This window comes from Roseomonas acroporae (genome assembly GCF_023223525.1).
Classification (GTDB): Bacteria; Pseudomonadota; Alphaproteobacteria; order Acetobacterales; family Acetobacteraceae; genus Roseomonas_E; species Roseomonas_E acroporae.
This window is the reverse complement of sequence record NZ_JALPRX010000023.1, coordinates 101594-122374: the sequence shown is the minus strand read 5'-3', so window position 1 is coordinate 122374 and position 20781 is coordinate 101594. Positions and strand designations below refer to the sequence as shown.

General features: G+C 74.5%; 17 protein-coding genes. 10 read left to right on the top strand and 7 right to left on the bottom strand.

Annotated features, from left to right (window positions below):
* The first annotated feature begins 153 nt into the window (after nucleotides 1-153).
* Nucleotides 154-942: a cyclase family protein gene (locus tag M0638_RS06830; RefSeq protein ID WP_248666214.1), complete on the top strand. Its 789-nt coding sequence runs from the start codon at nucleotides 154-156 to the stop codon at nucleotides 940-942.
* Nucleotides 943-948: 6 nt separating this feature from the next.
* The gene (locus M0638_RS06825) at nucleotides 949-1944 is read left to right on the top strand and encodes a Bug family tripartite tricarboxylate transporter substrate binding protein (RefSeq protein ID WP_248666213.1); all 996 of its coding nucleotides are present in this window, start codon (nucleotides 949-951) and stop codon (nucleotides 1942-1944) included.
* A gap of 171 nt (nucleotides 1945-2115) precedes the next feature.
* Here the strand turns inward: M0638_RS06825 and M0638_RS28775 are convergent, their stop codons facing one another.
* Complete coding sequence (locus M0638_RS28775) at nucleotides 2116-2880, bottom strand: rhodanese-like domain-containing protein (protein ID WP_282571883.1); 765 nt, start codon at nucleotides 2878-2880, stop codon at nucleotides 2116-2118.
* A gap of 475 nt (nucleotides 2881-3355) precedes the next feature.
* Nucleotides 3356-5074, bottom strand: a complete 1719-nt coding sequence (aroB, locus tag M0638_RS06815; RefSeq protein ID WP_248666212.1) for a 3-dehydroquinate synthase — start codon at nucleotides 5072-5074, stop codon at nucleotides 3356-3358.
* A gap of 254 nt (nucleotides 5075-5328) precedes the next feature.
* On the opposite strand from aroB, the gene M0638_RS06810 reads away from it, so the two are divergent.
* The 4 genes from M0638_RS06810 (at nucleotide 5329) to M0638_RS06795 (ending at nucleotide 9091) form a co-directional block, all read left to right on the top strand.
* Nucleotides 5329-5475, top strand: coding sequence for a hypothetical protein (locus M0638_RS06810; protein WP_248666211.1), 147 nt, complete (start codon nucleotides 5329-5331; stop codon nucleotides 5473-5475).
* Nucleotides 5476-5515: 40 nt separating this feature from the next.
* On the top strand, nucleotides 5516-6631 hold the full coding sequence (locus M0638_RS06805) for a tyrosine recombinase (protein WP_345893002.1): 1116 nt from the start codon (nucleotides 5516-5518) through the stop codon (nucleotides 6629-6631).
* Nucleotides 6632-6741: 110 nt separating this feature from the next.
* A complete protein-coding gene (locus tag M0638_RS06800) occupies nucleotides 6742-7698 on the top strand; it encodes an acetyl-CoA carboxylase carboxyltransferase subunit alpha (protein WP_248666210.1) in 957 nt (318 codons plus the stop codon).
* Between the two features lie 106 nt (nucleotides 7699-7804).
* Complete coding sequence (locus tag M0638_RS06795; RefSeq protein ID WP_248666209.1) at nucleotides 7805-9091, top strand: hypothetical protein; 1287 nt, start codon at nucleotides 7805-7807, stop codon at nucleotides 9089-9091.
* Between the two features lie 199 nt (nucleotides 9092-9290).
* On the opposite strand, the gene M0638_RS06790 is transcribed toward M0638_RS06795, so the two are convergent.
* On the bottom strand, nucleotides 9291-10793 hold the full coding sequence (locus M0638_RS06790) for a flavin-containing monooxygenase (protein WP_248666208.1): 1503 nt from the start codon (nucleotides 10791-10793) through the stop codon (nucleotides 9291-9293).
* Nucleotides 10794-11210: 417 nt separating this feature from the next.
* Here M0638_RS06790 and M0638_RS06785 point away from each other — a divergent pair, with 417 nt between their 5' ends.
* On the top strand, nucleotides 11211-12182 hold the full coding sequence (locus M0638_RS06785; protein WP_248666207.1) for a zinc-binding dehydrogenase: 972 nt from the start codon (nucleotides 11211-11213) through the stop codon (nucleotides 12180-12182).
* Between the two features lie 51 nt (nucleotides 12183-12233).
* Here M0638_RS06785 and M0638_RS06780 read toward each other — a convergent pair whose 3' ends face one another.
* Nucleotides 12234-13004, bottom strand: coding sequence for a (Fe-S)-binding protein (locus M0638_RS06780; protein WP_248666206.1), 771 nt, complete (start codon nucleotides 13002-13004; stop codon nucleotides 12234-12236).
* 119 nt (nucleotides 13005-13123) lie between these two features.
* Nucleotides 13124-13885 (bottom strand): endonuclease III, encoded by a 762-nt coding sequence (gene nth, locus M0638_RS06775; RefSeq protein ID WP_408903085.1) that lies wholly within the window; start codon nucleotides 13883-13885, stop codon nucleotides 13124-13126.
* A 219-nt stretch (nucleotides 13886-14104) separates the two neighbouring features.
* On the opposite strand from nth, the gene M0638_RS06770 reads away from it, so the two are divergent.
* Nucleotides 14105-14689 carry a DUF2244 domain-containing protein gene (locus M0638_RS06770; RefSeq protein ID WP_248666205.1) on the top strand — a complete coding sequence of 195 codons (585 nt, stop codon included), beginning with the start codon at nucleotides 14105-14107 and terminating at the stop codon, nucleotides 14687-14689.
* On the opposite strand, the gene M0638_RS06765 is transcribed toward M0638_RS06770, so the two are convergent.
* Together M0638_RS06765 and lnt are read right to left on the bottom strand one after the other, a co-directional pair.
* Complete coding sequence (locus M0638_RS06765; protein ID WP_248666204.1) at nucleotides 14664-15110, bottom strand: helix-turn-helix domain-containing protein; 447 nt, start codon at nucleotides 15108-15110, stop codon at nucleotides 14664-14666. The genes M0638_RS06770 and M0638_RS06765 overlap by 26 nt on opposite strands.
* Nucleotides 15111-15296: 186 nt before the next feature.
* Entirely contained in the window at nucleotides 15297-16880 is a 1584-nt protein-coding gene (gene lnt, locus M0638_RS06760; RefSeq protein WP_248666203.1) for an apolipoprotein N-acyltransferase, read from the bottom strand.
* Nucleotides 16881-17512: 632 nt separating this feature from the next.
* On the opposite strand from lnt, the gene M0638_RS06755 reads away from it, so the two are divergent.
* Both M0638_RS06755 and M0638_RS06750 read left to right on the top strand, forming a co-directional pair.
* Nucleotides 17513-18286 (top strand): short-chain dehydrogenase/reductase, encoded by a 774-nt coding sequence (locus M0638_RS06755; protein ID WP_248666202.1) that lies wholly within the window; start codon nucleotides 17513-17515, stop codon nucleotides 18284-18286.
* A gap of 268 nt (nucleotides 18287-18554) precedes the next feature.
* Nucleotides 18555-20699 carry a two-component system response regulator gene (locus tag M0638_RS06750; protein WP_248666201.1) on the top strand — a complete coding sequence of 715 codons (2145 nt, stop codon included), beginning with the start codon at nucleotides 18555-18557 and terminating at the stop codon, nucleotides 20697-20699.
* Nucleotides 20700-20781 lie beyond the last annotated feature (82 nt).

Below are 20781 nucleotides of genomic sequence, written 5' to 3'. Positions count from 1 at the left end.
CGGCGCTTCCGCCGTCGAGGTTCGAATCCAAATTGGGGTTTCCAAAGGGGCTTCGCCCTTTGGTGGGGAGTGCAGAGGGGCGACGCCCCTCTGCCGGGGTCCGGGGCAGAGCCCCGAAGAGCCGCGGAATCGAAGAACAGGGAATCCGGAAACGTGCCAAGACGCTTCATCGACATCTCGGCCGGGCTGAAGGCCGGCATCGCCAGCGACCCGCCGAACATGCTGCCCGAGATCGACTACCACGACCACCACGAGACCGCGCCGCGCATGGCCGAGTACATGGGCGTGCCGGTCGATGCGCTACCCGAGGGCGAGTACGCGGCGGTCGAGAGCGTGCGCATCTCCACGCACAACGGCACGCATCTCGACGCGCCCTACCACTACTTCTCGCGCATGGACGAGGCGCTGGTGCCGGGCGGCCGTCCCTCCTGGCGCATCGACGAGGTGCCGCTGGAATGGTGCTTCCAGCCGGGCGTGAAGCTCGACTTCCGCCACCTGCCGGACGGCCACGTGGTGCAGCCGGCCGAGGTGGAGGCCGAACTCGCCCGCATCGGCCACACGATCCGGCCACTGGAGATCGTCGTCGTCAACACCCGCGCCGGCAGCCGCTACGGCGAGTCCGACTACATCGATTCCGGCTGCGGCATGGGCAAGGCCGCGACGATGTGGCTGCTGGAGCGCGGCGTGCGCGTGGTCGGCACGGATGGCTGGAGCTGGGACGCGCCCTTCTCCCACACCCGCCGCCGCGTGCAGGAGACGGGCGACGCCTCGCTGATCTGGGAAGGCCATCGCGCGGGGCGCGAGATCGGCTACTGCCACATGGAGAAGCTGAGCAACCTGGAGGCGCTGCCGCCGGACGGCTTCACCGTCTCCTGCTTCCCCGTGAAGATCCACCGCGCCTCGGCGGGCTGGATCCGCGCCGTGGCCATCATCGAGGAGTAGGGCGGCATGCGCCTCTCCTTCCGCCGCCCCGTGCCGCGCGCCAGGGCACGCCGCGCCGCGCTCGGCGCGCTGCCGCTCGCCGCCCTGCTCGCCCTGGCGGCGCCGCGCGCGGCCCACGCCTTCCCCGACCACACGCTGACGATGGTGCTGCCCTACTCGGCCGGCGCGGGCGACGCCACCTACCGCGCCCTGGCCGACTTCCTCTCGCGCTCGCTCGGCCAGCCCGTGGTGGTGGCGAACCGGGACGGCGGCTCCGGCGTGGTCGGCATGCGCTCGGTGGCGGCGGCGGCGCCGGACGGGCACACCTTCGGCCTGACGCCGATGACCGCGATCGTCGTGCAGCCGCACCTGCTGCGCAACGCCGGCATCGGCCCGGACAGCTTCGACGCGGTGTGCGGCACCAACGAGAACGTGCTCGGCATCGTGGTGCGCGCCGACAGCCCGGTGCACACCCTCCCCGAGCTGGTGGCGGAGGGGAAGCGCCGGCCGATGAGCTTCGGCAGCCCCGGCCCGAACTCGCTGCCGCAGCTCGCCGTGTGGCGGGTTCAGCGCGCGACGGGGGTGGAATTCAACCACATCCCCTATCGCGGCGAGGCGCCGCACCTGAACGACGTGCTCGGCGGCCGGCTGGACTTCTCGGCCGCCGTGGTCGCCTCGGCCGCGGAGATGATCGCCTCCGGGCGGATGCGGCTGATCACCGTCTTCTCGGCCAACCGCCACCCGGACTTCCCGGACGTGCCGACGGCGCGCGAGCAGGGCATCGACGCGCTGCAATTCTCGCAGGTCGGCATCTACGCGCCGCGCGGCACGCCGGAGCCGGTGCTGGACCGGCTGGAGGCCGCCTGCCGCGCCGGCATCGAGGATTCCGAGGTACGTCGCGTGATGGCGCAGGGCCGCGTCGTGCCGCGCTACCTGCCGCGCGCCGAGCTGTCGCGCATGATCCGGGAGGAGTACGTGAATTACGGCCGCATCCTGCGCGAGCTGGGCGTGCAGCCGGAATAGGGCGGATCGGTGGGCGCGCGGAGGCGCGGGGGCAAGACGCCGCGCGACGCGACCATACCGCCGGCGAATCCGGGCAGCGGATGCGCGCCGGCGCCAGGGGCCTCGCCCCGCCGCGAACCGCCGCCGCGTCGCGATGGCGGCCGGCGGTAGCGGCCGGGGGCCGGCGCGGCGCTACCGTGCCGGGTAGCCCCCCTGGCCATAACCACCCTGGCCATAGCCCCCCTGGCCATACCCTCCCTGGCCATAGCCCCCTTGTCCGGGCGCGGCATAGCCGCCCGGCTGGCCGTAGCCTCCCTGGCCGCCGGGATAGCCGCCCTGGCCCGGGTAGCCGCCGGCGCCCGGACCCATGCCACCGCCCGGCTGCGCCCCGGGCTGTCCCATCCCGCCGCCCGGGCCACCGGCCGCCGGCACCAGCGGCAGCCCGGCGGCGCGCCAGGATTCCAGCCCGCCGCGATACCAGAACACGCTCTGGTAGCCGAGCCGGGTGGCCCGCAGCACCGCGTTGTAGGACTCCCAGCAGCGCGAGCTGAGGCAGAAGAACACGATCGGCCGCTGCAATTGCTGCTGCGTGATCTGCGCGAGCAGCCCCTGCAGACGCTGCTGCACCCCGTCGTTGAAGCTGCCTCCGCCCCCGGCGCCGGGCAGCGGGATCGCGCCCGGCAGGGTGGGGTGCGGCGCGCCGTCCAGCACGTCCACCAGCACGATCGCGCCGCCGCCGCCCTGCAGCGCCTGGCGCAGCTCGTCGGTGGTGACGACGCGCGCGCCGGGCACCATGGTCGGCGTCGGCGAGCCGACATTCGGGTTGAGCTGGTTCTGCGGCGGCACGCCGAAATCGGTCAGCTCGTCGGCGTAGTTCTGCCGCCCGGCGGAATTCGGCGGCGGCGCCTGGCCGGGCACGCCGTAGCCCGGCATCCCGCCCGGCATTCCATCGGGCATGCCCGGCTGCTGGCCCGGCGGCTGGCCCGGCATGCCGGAATAGCCGCCCGGCGCCTGGCCGGGAGACGGGCCCTGGTACGACCCCGGTGGTTGCCCGGGCGGGTACACGGGGGGCTGCCCCGGCGCCATCGGCGCCCAGCCGCCGCCTGGGGCCTGGGGCCCGCCGCCTCCGCCGGGCTTCGGGGGGAGATCCTGGCCCAGCCCCGGCGCCGCCGACAGGCACAGGCAGGCGGCCACGGGAAGGAGGATGCGTCGCACTTGGTCTGCTCCATGTCGCCGGCGCGGCGGAGCGGCGATGCGACGGACCGGGAACGACGCCCCCCGAGGCGCCTCGACATCCCTCCCCGCTCCCGCCGTTCCGTGCCGCCGGGCGCAGGATGCGGCCGCAGGGTTTCATCCGGCATGGAGTCGGAATGACAATCGCGTGTGCCGCGGCGGCCGTGGCCGCGGTCGCCGTCGAGCCGCCCGGCAGGCCCTACGGGCCGCAGCCCTCGTCGCGCAGCAGGGTCAGCACCGTCTCGGCCGGCACGTCGTCGGCCACGAAGGCGTCGCCCGGGCGGTTGAGCAGGATGAAGCGCAGCCTGCCCTCGCGCACCTTCTTGTCGCGCCCCATGCGCGCCAGCAGCGTCGCCGCCGAGAAGCGCCGGTTCAGCTCGTGGATGCGGGCGGGCAGGCCGCAGGCGGCCAGATGCGCCACCACCCGCTCGGGCAGGGCATAGGCGCAATGGCCGAGCCGCGCCGACAGCATCGCCGCGAGGCCGAGCCCGATCGCCACACCCTCCCCGTGCAGCAGCGCGCCGCCATAGCCGCACTCGGCCTCCAGCGCATGGCCGAAGGTGTGGCCGAGGTTGAGCAGGGCGCGGCCGCCGTCGGGCGTCTCCTCGCGCTCGTCCTCCGCCACCACGGCGGATTTCAGCCGGCAGCTCTCGATCACCGCATGGCGCAGCGCCGCCGGGTCGCCGGCCACCGCCTCGGCGCCGTGCGCCTCGCACCAGTCCCAGAAGGAGCCGTGCAGCAGCCCGTGCTTGGCCACCTCGGCATAGCCCGCGCGCAGCTCGCGCGGCGGCAGGGTGGCCAGCGTGCCGGTATCGGCCAGCACCATCAGCGGCTGGTGGAAGGCCCCGGCCAGGTTCTTGCCGGCGGCGAGGTTCACGCCGGTCTTGCCGCCCACCGAGCTGTCCACCTGCGCCAGCAGCGTGGTCGGCACCTGCACGAAGGGCAGGCCGCGCAGCGTGATCGCCGCGACGAAGCCCGCGAGGTCGCCCACCACGCCGCCGCCGAGCGCGATCACGGCGGTGCGCCGCTCGATGCCGGCGGCCAGCAGCGCGTCCATCACGCGGCCCACCTCGGCCATGTTCTTGCTCGCCTCGCCGGGCGCCACCGTCACCTCGGCGGCGACGGCGATGCCGGCCTCGGCCAGCCCCTCGCGCAGCGTCTCCCCGTGCAGCGCGGCGACGTTGGCGTCGGAGACGATAGCGACGCGCCGCGTCGGCAGCACCGGCGCCAGCAGCCCGCCGGCGCGCCGCAGCAGCCCCTCCCCGGTCACGATGTCGTAGCCGCGCGGCGCGGCGCCGGGCAGCGGCACGGGCAGGCGGGCGGGCGGCTGCCACTCGGACAGGGCGGCGAGGACGCGCCGCGTGGTGGTCTCGGGGCTCTCGTCGGCACAGGCGATCACGATGTCGGCCTCGGCGTAGTGGGGATGGCGACGCTCCATCAGCCGGGTCAGCACCTCGACGGGATCGGCGTCCACGAACATGGGGCGGTGGTCGCGCCCGGCGACCCGGCGCAGCAGGGTGGGCAGCGGGCAGCGCAGCCAGAGCGAGACGGCGCCCGATTCCCGCACCGCCTGCCGGGTGCGCGGGTCGGCGTAGGCGCCGCCGCCGGTGGCCAGCACGATCGGCCCCTGCGAGAGCAGCCGCGCGATCACCCGCCGCTCGCCGTCGCGGAAATGCGCCTCGCCGTAGCGGGCGAAGATCTCGCTGACGGTCAGGCCGGCGGCCGCCTCGATCTCGACATCGGCGTCGTGGAAGGGCAGGCCGAGCCGGTTGGCGAGGCGGCGGCCGATCGAGGTCTTGCCGGCGCCCGGCATCCCCACCACCACCACGCTGCGCGGCCAGGGGGTGGGCCAGGGGGCGGGCCAGGGGTTGGCCGGGGCGGCGGGCGGGCGCGGCGCGGCCGCGGCCCGCGGCGGCACGGCGGACGCGCCCTCGGCGGACGGGACCCCGGCGGACGGGGTCTCGACGGATGGGGCCTCGGCGGCGTGGGGGGGGAGGTGGAGGGCGGAGTTGCGCGACACGGTGGCCGAGGCTAGCACACCGTTGCCCGCCTGCGATGGCCCCGGGACGCGTACCAGGGGTGTCGAGTCGGTCCGCCGCCCCGTGCGCCGCCTTCCTTCCGGCCGGCGGGCCGCCCGCCACCAGAGCGCCACCAGGAGTCTGCCCCACCACCATGTTCCGCCGTCCCATCCTCCTGGTCGCCGCCGTGCTGGTCGGCGTGCTGCTCCTCGCCATGCTGGTGATCGGCGCCTTCCCGCCGGGTGTCACGCCGCAGCCGGTGGAGCGCGTCCTCCCCAACGACCGCTTCCAGACCCGTTGACGCCGTGCCCGGGGGCGCGCCGAGGCGGGCGGCCACCGGCGTGACCCCGCCGACCGATCCGGCGCCCCCCCTTCCGCCCGCCGGCGGGCCACCCGCCGCCGGGGCCCCCGGCACGGCGCCGCGCGTCGCCGGCAAGCCGGATGGCGGGCCCGGAGGGACGCCCGGCGACGGGCACCGCATCGAGGCGTTCCTGGAGATGCTGGCGGCCGAGCGCGGCGCGGCGCGCAACACCCGCGCGGCCTATGCCTCCGACCTCGCCGACTTCGCCGCCTTCGCCGGCCGCCGCGGCGAGGGGCCGGCCCGCGCCGGCGCCGCCACCCTCTCGGCCTACCTGCAGTCCCTGACCGCGCTCGGCATGGCCGAGCGCACCGTGGCGCGCCGGCTCTCCACGCTGCGGCAGTTCCACCGCTTCCTGGTGGCCGAGGGGCTGCGCGCGGACGACCCGACGGCGCTGCTCGAAGGTCCCCGCCCCCGCCCCGCCCTGCCCCGCACCCTGTCCGAGGCGGAGATCACCGCCCTGCTGGCCGGTGCGGCCCGGCTGCCCGGCCGGCGCGGCCCGCTCGCCGTGGCGGCGGTGGAACTGCTCTATTGCAGCGGCCTGCGCGCCTCGGAGCTGATCACCCTCCGGACGGATGCGCTGCGGTCCGACACGCCGCTGGTGGCGGTGCGCGGCAAGGGCGGGCGGGAGCGGCTGGTGCCGATCTCCTCGAAGGCCCGCGAGGCGGTCGCCGCCGCGCTCCGGGCGCGCGCCGGCGCCAGTCCCGCTGCCGGTCGCGATGACGGCCCCGATGGCGGCCCCAATGGCGGCCCCGGTGGCGGCAGGACCGCGCGCTGGCTGTTCCCGACGGCACGCGGCCAGGCCGGGCACCTGACCCGGCAGGGCCTGTTCGTGCTGCTGAAGGCGGCGGCGCTGGAGGCCGGGCTGGACCCGGACCGGGTCAGCCCGCACGTGCTGCGCCACGCCTTCGCCAGCCATCTGCTGGAACGCGGGGCCGACCTGCGGACGCTGCAGATCCTGCTCGGCCACGCCGACATCGCCACCACGCAGATCTACACCCACGTGCTGGAGGAGCGGCTGCGCCGGCTGGTGGAGGAGCACCATCCGCTGGCGCTGGAGGCGGCGGGGCCGCGGCCGGCGGCGCCGGCGCGGGACTGACCGGCGCCGGCCGCGGCCGCCGCGACCCGGCCCCCACCGCCCCGGCGGGACCGGGCACGCTTCCGCCCCCGGCCGTTTTGGGCTAACCCGCGCCCTCCCGAGGGTTGCCCATGCGTCACTTTTTGGACTTCGAGAAGCCGATCGCCGAGCTTGAAGGCAAGATCGAGGAGCTGCGTCGCACCACCGACGCCGGCGGCATCGACGTTGCCGAGGAGGTCGGCCGCCTGCGCGACAAGGCGCACAAGCTGCTCCAGGGCACCTATGCCAAGCTCACGCCCTGGCAGAAGACGCAGGTGGCGCGCCACCCCGACCGGCCGAAATGCCTCGACTACGTGCGCCAGCTCGTCGAGGAATTCACGCCGCTGGCCGGCGACCGCGCCTTCGCCGACGACGCCGCCGTGATCGGCGGGCTCGGCCGCTTCCGGGGCCGCGCCGTGGTGGTGCTCGGCACCGAGAAGGGCAACGACACGGAAAGCCGCGTCGCCCGCAATTTCGGCATGGCCCGTCCCGAGGGCTACCGCAAGGCGCGCCGGCTGATGGAGCTGGCCGGGCGCTTCGGCCTGCCCATCCTCTCCTTCGTGGACACGGCCGGCGCCTTCCCCGGAATCGAGGCCGAGGCGCGCGGCCAGGCCGAGGCGATCGCCCGCTCCATCGAGGCGGGGCTGGAGGCGCCGGTGCCCTTCGTGGCCACCATCATCGGGGAGGGCGGCTCGGGCGGCGCCATCGCGCTCGCGGCGGCCGACCGGGTGCTGATGCTGGAGCACGCGGTCTATTCCGTGATCTCGCCCGAGGGCTGCGCCTCGATCCTGTGGCGCGACGCCGCCCAGGCGCCGCAGGCGGCCGAGGCGCTGCGCCTGACCGCCGAGGATCTGCGCCGGCTGGAGCTGGTGGACGCGGTGGTGCCCGAGCCGCTCGGCGGCGCCCACCGCGACCCGGCCGCCGCCGTGACGGCCGTGGGCGAGCAGATCTGGCGCAGCCTGGAGCCGCTGCTGGAGGCGGACGGCGCCACGCTGCGTGCGCGGCGACGCGAGAAGTTCCTGGAGATGGGGCGCGGCGGGCTGGGCTGACCGCCGCCGCGCCGTGCCCGCGGCGCCGCGCGCCGGCGGCGATTGCCCGTCGCCGCACGCCTGATACCCTGCCGGCAACGTTCCGGTATCCGGGAGAACGGCGGCCATGCGGCGACGACGACGGTGGGCCGCCCTCGCCCGGCTGCCCGTCCTCCTCCTCGGGCTCGCGCCGGGCGGCTGCGCGCTGTCCGGGCCGATCGGGCAGCAGGCCATCGCCTACAACGGCGCCGTCGAGACCGCCGCCAATGACGGGCTCGTGCGCAACATCCTGCGCGCGCGGGACGAGGCGCCGCTGCACTTCACCACCGTGCCGCAGATACGCGGCGCGCTGAACCTCGGCCTCGGCCAGCCCGGGCTTTCCGTGCCGGTGGGCGCGGGCGCGGCCACGCCCTACGTGCTGGGCCTCGGCCTCGGCGGCGGCGTGGCGCCAAGCTTCGACGTCTCGGCGCTGGACACGCAGGAATTCGCCCGCGGCCTGCTGGAGCCGCTGGAGCCCGGGCTGATCCGCGCGCTGTGGGAACGCGGCTACCCGCGCGAGATGCTGCTGATGCTGCTCTTCGCCGTGGTGGAGGACCCGGTGACGGGCCGGCGCTATCCCAACGACCCGCGCTGCTGGACCGGCCGGCCCGACTGCCCGGAGCCCGTGGCGGATGGCGGCGCGGGCGCGCGGCAGGCACTGGCGACGGCGGTGGCGCTCGGCCGCTTCGAGTTCAACGACTACCAGGCGCTGCAGCCGGTCGGCCCGCGCCTGAGCGCCGCGCAGGCGGCCGAGCCGGCGCTGCTGGCGCTGCTGGCGGATGGCGGGATGCGGCTGCTGCCCGAGCCCGGCGGCCGCTTCCGGCTGCACCGCGTGGAGCGCCGCACCGCCGTGTGCCGGCGCGTGGCGCAGGGCGGGCGCGGCCTGCTGGTGCCGGTGGCGGGCGGCGACGAGGAGGCGCTGCGCGCCGGGCGGGATTCGCCGGTCTGCGCGCGGCCCGAGGTGGTGCAGGAGGGGCCGGCGCCGCGCCTCGCCGGCAGCGGGCTGCGCATCCTCGTGCGTTCGGTCGAGGAGGTGGTCCGCTTCCTCGGCCTGCTGCTGCGCGTGCAGGCGGCGATGCCGCCCGGGGCGGACGGCACGCCCCCCTGTCTCACCTTCGCGGTCGATCCCGCCACGCCGTCGCGCCGTGCCTGCCTGTTCCGCCTCGCGCGCGGAGGCGACGCCACGCCGGCGGCCTTCCGCGTGGCCTATGACGGGGCCGAGTATGCCGTGCCGCGCCACGCCGAGCCGGCCGCCGACGGCGCGACGCGCGGCGACCACTCGCTGCAGGTCCTGGCGCTGCTGACCGAATTGCTGAACCTCAAGAAATCCTCCGCCGCCATCCCGACGACGCGCGCGGTGCAGATCGTGCGCTGACCCCTAGAGCATTTTCAAGCTGGGTGTACTCACCCAGCGACCCGGAAAATGCGAAAAACCAAAAGGTTAGAGCCGTTCTGGCCTGATACAGTCAGGCTGGAACGGCTCTAGGCGCGCCGGACCACCCTGGCGCGGGTCGCGCCGGCCCGGCGCACGCGCGATGCCGGCCGGCACGGGTCGGGACCCTTGCCGGCCGGTATCAGCGATAGGCGAAGACCGGGTCGTCCATCCGGATCGCCGCGAACTCGTCCTTCTCGCGCCAGTAGTCCTGCGTGTGCTGCCACTCCCGCCGGTCGCCCTGCCGCGGCAGCAGGTGCATGCCGCGGGCCAGGTAGCCGGGATTGAAGTTCTCGGCGGTGATCCAGGGGAGCAGCGCCATGCCCTCGTCCCCGGGCCGCAGCGCCGGCACCACCGCGCGCGCGCCGGTGTCGCGCATGTGGTTCAGCAGCCGGCACACGAAGTCGCCCACGAGGTCGGCGCGCAGCGTCCAGCTGGCGCGGAGGTAGCCGAACACCCAGGCGAGGTTGGGCACGCCGGTGAACATCGTGCCGCGATAGGTCACCGTCCGCGCGAAGTCGAGCGGCTCGCCGTCGAGGCTGAAGGCGATGTCGCCCATCACGCTGAGGTCGAAGCCCGTCGCCGCCACCACGATGTCGGCCTCCAGCGACGCGCCGGAGCGGAGCTGGATGCCGGACTCGGTGAACTCCTCGATCTCGTCGGTGACGACCGAGGCGCGACCCTCGCGGATCGCCACGAACAGGTCGGCGTCGGGGATGAAGGCGAGGCGCTGCTGCCAGGGCCGGTAGCGCGGCGTGAAGTGCGTGTCCACGTCCACCCCGGGGCCGAGATGCGCGCGCGCATTGGCCAGCAGCTCGTCGCGCACCTTCTCCGGCTCGCGGAAGGTGCGCTCGGCGAACAGCGCCTGCTCGTGCAGGATCTTGCGGCGCACGATCTCGTGGATCCAGCTCTCGTCCACGCCGAGCGTCCGCAGCTCGTCGGCGATCTCGATGGCGTTGCGGCCGGTGCGGAAGTAGGTGGGGGAGCGCTGGAGCATGGTGACGTGCGCCGCCCGGGCCGCCATCGCCGGCACCACGGTCGCCGCCGTCGCGCCGGAGCCGATCACGACGACCCGCTGGCCCGTGTAGTCGAGATCCTCCGGCCAGGTCTGGGCGTGGACGAGGCGGCCGCGGAAGCGCGCCATGCCCGGCCACTCCGGCAGGTATCCCGCCGCGTGCCGGTAGTAGCCCTGGCACATCCACAGGAAGCCCGCGGTCAGCCGCACCGGCTCGCCGATATCGGTGCGCACCGCCTCCAGCGTCCAGCGCTTCGCCGCCTCCGACCAGTCCGCGCGCTCGATGCGGTGGCCGTAGCGGATGTGGCGGCCGAGGTCGTTCTCCTCGATCACCTCCCCCATGTAGCGGCGGATCTCCTCGGCGGTCGCGATCGGGGTGCCGGTCCAGGGCTTGAAGCGGTAGCCGAATGTGTAGAGGTCGCTGTCGGAGCGGATGCCGGGGTAGCGGTGGGTCAGCCAGGTGCCGCCGAAGCTCTCCTGCGCCTCCAGGACCACGAAGCGGCGGTCGGGGCACTGGTGGGTGAGGTGATAGGCGCCGCCGATCCCGGAGATGCCCGCCCCGACGATGACGACGTCGAAATGCTCGGCCTGCCCGGGCGCGGCCGACCGCCGCGTCGCTGTCTCGGACATACGTCTCCCCTTCCTCGCCTCGTCGCCGGCCGCCGTGCTTCCGTCGTGGTCATGCCCGGGGACCGAGCCCGCCGGACACGCCGCCCCGGGCCGCGCGCCGGATTGGTGTGCCGAATTGGTTCGATTGATAGAACACGTTCGGCAGGGCCCGGCGCAACCGCCAAGCCACGCCCGGCCGATCAACCATGCCCGCGCGGCCCGACGGGACGGCGGAGGGGAGGCGGCGGGCCCCTTCTCCCGGCCCGTCCCGCCGGCCCGCGCCCCACCGGCCGCCGCTTTGACGCGGCTGCGGACCGGCCGCATCCTGGCCGCGGAACGGCCGGCATCCGGCCGATGATGCAGAACGGCCGGCATCCGGCCGATGACAGGGTCCCCGGCCGCCGCGCGGCGGGCGCGGCCCAGCGTGGAGGAAGCATCGTGAAGGCAGCGGTCGTCACCGAATCCGGGGTGCGCGTGGCGGAGGTGCCGACGCCGCGCCCGAAGCCCGAGGAGGTGCTGGTGCGCGTGCGCGCCGCCTCGCTGAACCGGGCCGACCTCGCGGTCGCGGCCGGGCAGTCGCACGGGCGGGTCGGCGGGGTCGGCACCGTGGTCGGCATGGAGTTCGCGGGCGAGGTCGCCGAGGTCGGCACCGCCGTGCGCGGCATCCGTCCCGGCGACCGCGTGATGGCCTCGGGCGCCGGCGGCTACGCCGAGTACGCCGTGGCGGACATGGGCCGCGTCCTGCCCATCCCCGACCGCAACATGAGCGAGGTCGAGGCCGCGACCCTGCCGGTCGCGCTGCAGACCATGCACGACGCGGTGGTGACCAACGGGCGCCTCGCCCCGGGCGAGGCCGTGCTGGTCCAGGGCGCCAGCTCGGGGGTCGGGCTGATGGCGATGCAGATCGCGAAGCTGAAGGGCGCGCGGCTGGTGATCGGCAGCTCGACCAGCGCGGCGCGGCGCGCGAAGCTGGGCGAGTACGGCGCCGACCTCGCCATCGACACGAAGGCGGCGGACTGGCCGGAGCGGGTCCTGGAGGCGACCGGCGGCAAGGGCGTCGAGCTGGTGGTGGACCAGATCTCGGGCAGCGTCGCCAACGGCAACCTGCAGGCGGCGGCGATCCTCGGGCGCATCGTCAATGTCGGCCGCCTCGGCGGCGCCCGCGGCGAGTTCGACTTCGACCTGCACGCGCTCCGGCGCATCAGCTACGTCGGCGTGACCTTCCGCACCCGCTCGGTGGAGGAGGTGCGCGAGATCGTCCGCCGCATGCGGGCCGACCTGTGGGAGGCGGTGGAGGCCGGCACGCTGCGCCTGCCGCTGGACCGCACCTTCCCGCTCGACGAGGTGGCGGAGGCGCTGGCCCGCATGCGGGCGAACGAGCATTTCGGCAAGATCGTGCTCACCGCCTGAGCCTGGCCCGGGCGGGCGGCGCGCCGCCGCGGCGCGGCCCGTCCCGGCGCCTCAGCGCGGCGGCGCCTCGCCGATCGGCGCCGTCTCGGTCATGCCGGCCAGCACCTCCGCCACGTGGCGAACGCGCAGCGGCGCGCCTTCCCGGCGCAGCCGCCCCGCCATGTTCAGCAGGCAGCCGAGATCGCCCGCGAGCAGCGTGTCCGCCCCCGTCGCGCGGATGTCGCGCACCTTGTCGGCCACCATGCGCGTGGAGATGTCGGGATACTTCACGCAGAAGGTGCCGCCGAAGCCGCAGCACACCTCCGGCTCCGACAGTTCGCGCAACGTCAGCCCGCGCATCCCGGCGAGCAGCCGGCGCGGCTGCTCGCGCACGCCCATCTCGCGCAGGCCCGAGCAGGAATCGTGGTAGGCGACGATTCCCTCGTAGCGCGCCGCCACCGACTCCATCCCCATCACGTCGGTGAGGAAGGAGACCAGCTCGTGCGTGCGCGCGGCCAGCGCCTCGGCGCGGCCGCGATAGGTCGGGTCGTCGGCGAACAGGCCGGGATAGTGGTGCGCGATCATGCCGGCGCAGGAACCGGAGGGCGCCACGACGTAATCGTAGCCGGCGAAGGCGTCGACCACGGCGCGCGCCAGGTCGCGCGCCGTGGCGCGGTCGCCGGAATTGTAGGCCGGCTGCCCGCAGCAGGTCTGCGTCGGCGGCACCTCGACGAGGCAGCCCGCCTGCTCCAGCAGCCGGATGGCGGCGAAGCCGACCGAGGGGCGGTAGAGATCGACGAGGCAGGTGACGAACAGCGCCACGCGCGGCTTGGTCTGCGGCATGGGCCGAGCCTAGAGCAGATCCCGATCGGGTGGAATCATCCGATCGGGCGAAGTTGCCCGAGGAAACAAGGCGCTGGAGCCGTTCGGTGGCGCCGGCAGGGAACGCGCCGGCGCTCCTCTCAGCGGGCCGGCGCCACCAGCACCTTGTCGCGGTAGTTGCAGAAGGCACGGGCAGCGCAACGCCAGCACTCGGGCAGGCGCGCCTTGCAGACGTAGCGCCCGTGCAGGATCAGCCAGTGGTGCGCCGAGCGCAGCAGGGCCGGCGGGCAGCGCTTCACCAGCCGGTCCTCCACCTCGCGCGGCGTCCGGCCCGGGGCCAGGCCGGTGCGGTTGCCGATGCGGAAGATGTGCGTGTCCACCGCCATGGTCTCCGCCCCGAAGGCGACGTTGAGCACCACGTTGGCGGTCTTGCGGCCGACGCCGGGCAGCGCCTCCAGCGCCTCCCGCGTCTCCGGCACCGCGCCGCCGTGCCGCTCCAGCAGCAGGCGCGACAGGGCGACGACGTTGCGCGCCTTGGCCTGCCACAGCCCGATGGTGCGGATATGCGCGGCCACGCCGGCCTCGCCGAGCGCCACCATCGCCGCAGGGTCCGGCGCCGCCGCGAACAGGGCCGGGGTGGCGCGGTTGACCGCCGCGTCGGTGGTCTGGGCGGAAAGCACCACGGCGACCAGCAGCGAGTAGGGATCCGTGTAGAGCAGCTCGGTCTGCGGGTCCGGCGTGGCCTGGGCCAGGGCGCGGATGAAGCCGGCGGCGGCATCCGCCGACATCAGCCGGGCGCGCCGCGGCGCCGCGGCGCTGCCGTGCAGGGGCGCGGGCCGGCGCCCGCGCGGCGCGGCCGGGCGCCGCTCCGGCGGGGTGGCGGAATCGGCCGCAGGCGGCATCGGCGGCACGTCGGCTGCCCCCGGCGGGCCGGGCAGCGGGGGCAGGGTCGACGGAGGCGGCGGGATCACGGCCTCGCCGGCGGCGGCAGGCGGTGCCGGAATCGGCTCGCCCGGGGCGGTGACCTGTGCGCGTCGATTCGGGTCTGGCATGGATTCGAGGGATCCGGCTGCGCGGACTCCAGCTACCAGCGCAAGGCGAATCAAGCTATCCTCCTCCCCATGGCAGCGGCCGGCCCCGTCCCGCTCGAGCCCATCCTGTTCGAGGCGGTGACCAGCCCGCACCGAAGCGCGGGACCACGCGCGCTGACGCTGCTCACCCTTCTGCTCGGCCTGCCCGCCATGGCCAGCGGGCTGCTGTTCCTCCGGCTGGGGGCCTGGCCGGTGTTCGGCCTGGTCGGGCTGGAGGTGCCGGCGGTGCTGCTGCTGGTGATGCTGCACCACCGCGGCAGCCGCCACGCCCGGGAGAGCGTGGTGCTGACGCCGAACCAGTTGCAGGTCCGGCGCACCGATCGCCGGGGCCGCCGCTCCGAGGTGACTCTGGAGCCCTACTGGGCGCGGCTGGAGCTGCGCGAGCATCACGGCCGCTGCTCCACGTTGCTGCTGGCGCAGCGGCGGGCGTCGGTGGAGATCGGCACCTATCTCGGAGAGTGGGAGAAGCGTGACCTGGCCGCCGCGCTGGGGGACGCCCTGCGTCGCTATCGCGAGCCGGTCTTCGACAATCCGCAGTTACGCGCTGCGCAGCCTTTTGCCGACGCGACGCCAACCCTGGCCCGGCCGCCTACTCGGTCGGTGCCAGGCTCTTGATCAGGTCGAAGACCCGCTTGCGCACGGCCGGATCGTTGATGCGGTAGTAGGCGCGCACCAACTCCAGCGTCTCGCGCCGGTGCAGCGTGTCGTCCTCGAAGCCGTCCTGGGATTCGGCGAAGCCCGAGGCGCGGCGTCCGCCGCCCTGGCCGCCCATGGCGTCCGGCATGTCGTCGAAGAAGAAGCCGATCGGCACGTCCAGGACACGGGCGAGGTCGAACAGGCGGCTGGCGCCGATCCGGTTCACCCCGCGCTCGTACTTCTGGACCTGCTGGAAGGTCAGCCCGAGCGCCTCACCCAGCCGCTCCTGGCTCATGCCGAGCAGCGTCCGGCGTAGGCGCACCCTCGTCCCGACATGCACGTCGATCGGGCTGGCGCGGTGCTCACGCTCCGGGCGATCGGACGTGTCGTCACTCGGCATATTCGATTTCCCTATGCGCGCCACGGGGGTCGGGACATGAAGCTGCAGCACTTGGGTGGGTGACCCCACCGGCTTTGCTGCCTCGGTTGCCATCGACCACGCCTTTCCTGAAACCAATTTCTGGATATTCGCACGGAAACCATTTGTCAACCATTTTGACAAATATCAAAATTTATACTTTCCACCTTATGGTCTCTCGTTTCGAGACATGACGATGGTTCCAGCCACCGCGGCGAGCAGGCAGAGCAGGGCCAACCCGCCGGGCAGATACAGGCCGAGCCGGGAGAACAGCGTCGCTCGGCCACGCCCCGGCAGCAGCGCGGCCAGGCTTCCCGACTCCCCGAGGCCGAGATGCGCGAGCACCCGGCCACGCGCATCCACCAGCGCCGAGATTCCGGTCTGCGCGGCGCGGGCGATCGGCAGGCCCTCCTCCACCGCGCGCAGCCGTACCGCGGCCAGATGCTGGTAGGGCCCGGCGGAGGCGCCGAACCACGCGTCGTTGGTGATGTTGAGCAGCCAGTCCGGACGCGGCGCCGGCACGACGGCACCGGGGAAGATCACCTCGTAGCAGATCAGCGTACCAAAGGGCGGCAGGCCGCCGGGCGCGATCGCCTCCGGGCCGCGGCCGGGGGTGAAGTCCATCGAGCCGCGCACGATACGCACCGGCATCAGGCCGCGCCAGGGCATGTATTCGCCGAAGGGCACGAGATGGGACTTGTCGTAGGCGGCGAGCGTCCGTCCCGCCTCGTCGAGGGCGATCATGCTGTTGAAGACGTGCTCGGGCCGCCGGTCCGGCCCCCACTCCACCCGGACGCTGCCGGCCAGCAGCACGCCGCCCGGCGGCAGCGTCTCCCCCGCCAGGCGACTCGCCACCGGATCCTCGCCGAGCAGGAAGGGGCTCGCCGTCTCCGGCCAGGCGACCACGGTGCGCGTGCCGGCAGGGGCGCCGGGCGGCAGGGGCTGCGCCACGGCGGCACGGGTAAGATTCAGGTAGCGGTTGAAGATCGGCCAGCGCGCATCCTCCCGCCATTTCGTGTCTTGCTGCACATTGCCCTGGACGACGATCACGCGCCAGGGTTGCGGTGGGGGGTCCGCGGCCTGCAGCCGCAAGAAGCCGAAGACGCCGGCGGCGAGCACCAGCGCGAACCCTCCCGCCCAGGCCCGCCGCCCGAGCAGCGGCAGCCCGGCCAGCAGCACCGTCAGCAGCGACAGGCCGTGCACCCCGACCAGCGACGCGCCCTGGAGCGGCAGCGCCGCGAAGGCCCAGACGCTGCCGAGCAGGTTCCACGGGAAGCCGGTCAGCACCACCCCGCGCAGCATCTCGGCCGCGACCCAGACCGCGGCGAAGGCCAGCAGCCGGGGCCAGCCGGGCGCCGCGAGGCGCGCCGCCGCGGCGGGCAGCGCCATGGCCAGGGCAAGCGGCACCGCCACGGCGGGCACCGCGATCGGCACCAGCCACCAGAAGCGGTCCGCCTCGATCAGGATCGCCGAGGTGATCCAGTACAGACCGCCGAGATGATGCCCCCACCCCCAGCAGAAGCCGAGCCACGCGGCGCGCCGCCAGCCCGGCGCCGCCCCGGCCAGCACGATCAGGCCCGGAATCGACAGCAGCAGGACCGGCACGGCATGCACCGGCGGCAACGCCAGGGCCGACAGCAGGCCGAGGCCGCAGGCGGCCAGCGAAGCCCGCCAGCCCCGCAGGGCGGCGAGTCGGGAAGCCAGCCGACCGGCCGGCCGGCATGCGGGGCGGGAAGGAGCGGTATCGGACACGGGCGCGGGTTAGCCGTCCGGTCGGGCGACCGCAAGCGCCCGGCCCCGAAAGAACCCGTGGGAACGCCCGGGGCATCGGTGCATTCCGCCTCCGCCCGGGCCCCGGCGCGCGGGATGCCGGCACCGCCCCCCGTCGCCCCCGGTCCTGCCCGTCCCGCCTGCGGGCATCCCGACGGAGGCGGGGTCCGATGGCCGGCGGAAGGACCGGCGCCCGCGGGGCCGGCGCGGCGAGGTCCGGCGGCCAACCGGCGCAACACCATGCCGCTCAATTCTCATGCCGCTCAATTCTTTCTCATGCCGCTCAATTCTAAGGCAAGGGAACGGCGGAGCCCGGCCCGGTCCGCGCCCGGCTCGACGCCCGGGCGTCGCGGCGCGGCATTCCCGCCCCCGCGGATGGACGGGGCGGCGCTGCGGCGGGCCCCGCGGACCGAGGCCCGGGCGCGAGGGACTCGACCGCCGGCCCCGGCGTGCCGCCGCCCCGGCCGGCGGTCCGGGGCCGCGCCCGGCCCGCGCCCGGCCCGCGACGGCAACCGGCGCGGACATCCGGGGCGGCCCCGACCGGGCCGTCTCCCGGTGGCTTCCCGCCCTCCCCCGCCGCCGATAGGGTGGCGGCAACGGGCGGGGAGAGAGACATGGACATGCGGTTGCGAGGCGCGCGGGTGCTGGTCACCGGCGGCTCCCGGGGAATCGGCCTCGCCTGCGCGGCCGCCTTCGCCGCCGAAGGCTGCGACCTCGTTCTGGCCTCCCGCGACGCCGCGGCGCTGGAGGCGGCCGCCGCCGGGCTGCGGGCGCGCCACGACGTCGCCGTCGCCACGCATGCCGCGGACCTCGCCGACGCCGCCGCGCGCGAGGCCCTCGCGGCCGCCGAGCCCGGCATCGACATCCTTGTCAACAATGCCGGCGCCATCCCGGGCGGCGGCCTCGACCGCATCGGCCTCGCCCGCTGGCAGGAGGCGTGGCAGCTCAAGGTGTTCGGCTATGTCCACCTGACGCAGCTCTACCTGCCCGCCATGCAGGCGCGCGGCAGCGGGGTGGTCCTCAACGTCATCGGCATGGCCGGGCGCGCGCCGCGGGCCGACTACATCTGCGGCGCCGCCGGCAATGCCGCGCTGATCGCCTTCACCGAGGCGCTCGGCGGCCGCAGCGTCGACTCCGGCGTCCGCGTCGTCGGCATCAACCCGGCGGCGACCCGCACCGACCGGATCGTCACCCTCGCCCGCGCGCGGGCGCGCGACCGCTTCGGCGACGAGGCGCGCTGGGAGGAGACGCTGCACGACCTCCCCTTCGCCCGGCCGGCGGAACCGGAGGAGATCGCCTCGCTGGCCGTGTTCCTCGCCTCGCCCCGCGGCGGCTACCTCAGCGGCACGGTGGTGGACGTGGACGGCGGCGGCCGGTTCCGAGGGTGAGGCCGGTCCACCGCCACGGCGCGCGGGAATCGGCCGCCGGAGCGGCCTCCACGGGAGTCGCGGATCGCGGGCAAGGATCGCCACGCGAGGCGCCGCGCGGAAAACCGGCCCGCGTCCCGGCCGGCAGACGGGCCCTCCGTGACCGGTTGTTTCATCCATCATCACGGCATACAAGGGACGAACTTCCCTTCCTTGCTTAGTCGCCGGGTTGTATTTGTTTCTGCGGAGCGGCTTTCCGAAAATTCCTTCAAGGCGGCGGCAGAGCGCGATGCCCACCATCGTCATCCTCGACGACCGCATCACCAACCGGAACATCTTCTCGCGACTGGCCGCCTCGCTGGAGGACGACGTCACCGTCCAGGTGTTCGGCGATCCGCTGAAGGCGCTGGAATGGCTCGACCACAACGCGCCGGACCTGGTCGTGACCGACTACAAGATGCCCAACATCGACGGCGCCGAGTTCACCCGCCGGCTGCGCGAGAAGCCGCACGGCGCGGAGGTGCCGGTGGTGGTCATCACCGCCTACGACGACCGCTCCTTCCGCCTGCGCGCCCTGGAGGCCGGGGCCACCGACTTCCTGCAGAGCCCGGTGGACCACTACGAATTCACCACCCGCGCCCGCAACCTGCTGAAGCTGCGCAAGCAGCAGCTCATCATCCGCTCCCGCGCCCAGACGCTGGAGCGCGAGCTGGAGGACAGCGAGCGCTCGCGCCAGGCGCTGCTGCGCAACAGCCTGGAATCGCTGACGCAGGTGATCGACACCGTGCCGGCCATGATCAGCGCCACCGACCGGCAGGGCCGCTGCATCTTCGTCAACGCCCATCAGGCGCGCATCGCCGGGTCGACGCCGGCGGCGCTGGCCGGCCTGCCCGCCGCCATGTTCGGCCCCGAACAGGGCGAGCGGTCGCGCGGGCTGGACCGGCTGGTGTTCGAGACCGGCAAGGCGCTCGGCAGCTACGAGGAGGAGATCGAGGACGCCAGCGGGGTGCGCCGCACCTACCTGACCAACAAGGCGCCGCTGCGCGATGGCACCGGCGACACGGTGGGCGTGCTGACCACGGCGATCGACATCACCGACCGCAAGGTGGCCGAGGCGCGGCTGCGCCACATGGCCCACCACGACTCGCTGACCGACCTGCCGAACCGCGTCCTGCTGGCCGAGCGGCTGGGCCGGGAGCTGGCGCGTTCGCGCCGCGGCGGGCGCATGTTCGCGCTGCACTTCCTCGACCTCGACCGCTTCAAGGCGGTGAACGACGCGCTCGGCCACCAGACCGGCGACCGGCTGCTGCGCGAGGTGGCGGGCCGGCTGCTGGCGCTGGCGGGCGAGGAGGACACCGTGGCGCGGCTCGGCGGCGACGAGTTCGCCGTCGTGCAGACCGGCCTGACCCGGCGCGACGACGCGGCCGACTTCGCCCGGCGCGTCACCGAGGCGATCGCCGTGCCTTTCTTCAGCGACAGCCAGGAGATCAGCCTGGGCGCCAGCGTCGGCATCACCCTCTCGCCCGACGACGGCGGCGAGGTGGAGGAGCTGCTGCGCAACGCCGACCTCGCCATGTACCGCGCCAAGTCGGCGGGCGGCGACGCGGTCAGCTTCTTCGAATCCGACATGGACCGGCGCGCCCGCGAGGCGATCGTGCTCGCGGCCGACCTGCGCGCCGGCCTCGCGCGCGAGCAGTTCGTGCTGCACTACCAGCCGCAGGTGAGCCTGCGCACCGGCCAGGTGGTGGGGGCCGAGGCGCTGCTGCGCTGGCAGCGGCCGGGCTGGGGCCTGCTGCGCCCGGGCGAGTTCCTGCCGCTGGCCGAGGAGAACGGGCTGATCGTCCCGATCAACCAGTGGGTGCTGCGCGAGGCCTGCGCCCAGGCCAAGCGCTGGGCCGATGCCGGCCTCCCGCCGGTCCGCATGGCGGTCAACCTCTCCCCCATCCAGTTCCGCCGCCAGGACGTGCGGCAGGTGGTGACGGAGGCCCTGGAGGAGACCGGCTTCGATCCCAACATGCTCGACCTGGAGCTGACGGAGGGGATCCTGATGGAGGACGCCGAGGCCGCGGCGTCGGTGCTGCGCGACCTCAAGGACCTCGGCGTGCGCCTGTCGATCGACGACTTCGGAACCGGCTACTCCTCGCTTTCCTACGTCAAGAACTTCCCCGTGGACCGGCTGAAGATCGACCAGTCTTTCGTGCGCAACCTGCGCACCGACCCGAGCGACACGGCGATCGTGCGCGCCATCATCACCCTCGGCCACAGCCTGAACGTGGACGTGCTGGCCGAGGGGGTCGAGACGGTCGAGCAGCTCGCGCAGCTGATGGCGGAAGGCTGCGACGAGATCCAGGGCTACTACTTCAGCCAGCCCCTGGAGCCGGACGTGTTCGCCGGACTGGTGCGGCGGCGCAAGTCCCTCCCCCGCCTCGGCTGACCGGCGCAGGCCAGGGGGGCAGGCCGGGGGCGGGCCGACGTCGCCGCCGGGCAGCCGGCCGGGGATGCCGGGCGCGTCGCGA

Bases quoted from the DNA above. Each gene is read 5' to 3' on its own strand.
- M0638_RS06825 (WP_248666213.1), top strand. From the start codon at position 949: ATGCGCCTCTCCTTCCGCCGCCCCGTGCCGCGCGCCAGGGCACGCCGC.
- M0638_RS28775 (WP_282571883.1), bottom strand. From the start codon at position 2,880: ATGCCCGATGGAATGCCGGGCGGGATGCCGGGCTACGGCGTGCCCGGC.
- M0638_RS06810 (WP_248666211.1), top strand. From the start codon at position 5,329: ATGTTCCGCCGTCCCATCCTCCTGGTCGCCGCCGTGCTGGTCGGCGTG.
- M0638_RS06800 (WP_248666210.1), top strand. From the start codon at position 6,742: ATGCGTCACTTTTTGGACTTCGAGAAGCCGATCGCCGAGCTTGAAGGC.
- M0638_RS06795 (WP_248666209.1), top strand. From the start codon at position 7,805: ATGCGGCGACGACGACGGTGGGCCGCCCTCGCCCGGCTGCCCGTCCTC.
- M0638_RS06790 (WP_248666208.1), bottom strand. From the start codon at position 10,793: ATGTCCGAGACAGCGACGCGGCGGTCGGCCGCGCCCGGGCAGGCCGAG.
- M0638_RS06780 (WP_248666206.1), bottom strand. From the start codon at position 13,004: ATGCCGCAGACCAAGCCGCGCGTGGCGCTGTTCGTCACCTGCCTCGTC.
- nth (WP_408903085.1), bottom strand. From the start codon at position 13,885: ATGCCGCCTGCGGCCGATTCCGCCACCCCGCCGGAGCGGCGCCCGGCC.
- M0638_RS06770 (WP_248666205.1), top strand. From the start codon at position 14,105: ATGGCAGCGGCCGGCCCCGTCCCGCTCGAGCCCATCCTGTTCGAGGCG.
- M0638_RS06765 (WP_248666204.1), bottom strand. From the start codon at position 15,110: ATGCCGAGTGACGACACGTCCGATCGCCCGGAGCGTGAGCACCGCGCC.
- M0638_RS06755 (WP_248666202.1), top strand. From the start codon at position 17,513: ATGGACATGCGGTTGCGAGGCGCGCGGGTGCTGGTCACCGGCGGCTCC.
- M0638_RS06750 (WP_248666201.1), top strand. From the start codon at position 18,555: ATGCCCACCATCGTCATCCTCGACGACCGCATCACCAACCGGAACATC.